Genomic DNA, 229 nt, shown 5'->3' on the forward strand with positions numbered 1-229 from the left:
TGCGCCACACCCTGGTTCGTCGCATACAGCTGCGAGCCGTTCACCGCTTCGCTGCTCGCCGCCGACAGCGCGCCGTCCTTCACGCCCGACAGCGTGCGAACGCCGTCCGTACCCGTGAAGTCCACCAGGTCGCCGGCCTTGTCCTTCGCCACCGTGATCGCGTTCGTACCTGCGTCCTGCTGCACCAGACCCACCACGCCGCTGCTCAGGTCGTTCGCGATGTTCTGCA

Annotated in this window: 1 protein-coding gene; it reads right to left on the reverse strand. The window is 67.2% G+C overall.

Annotated features, from left to right (window positions below; all coding sequences use genetic code 11):
- On the reverse strand, nucleotides 1-229 hold a 229-nt coding region (locus AB4Y34_RS42570), incomplete at both ends, for a hypothetical protein (RefSeq protein WP_368719380.1).

It is taken from the genome of Paraburkholderia sp. BR10954, assembly GCF_040965775.1.
GTDB lineage: Bacteria > Pseudomonadota > Gammaproteobacteria > Burkholderiales > Burkholderiaceae > Paraburkholderia > Paraburkholderia youngii.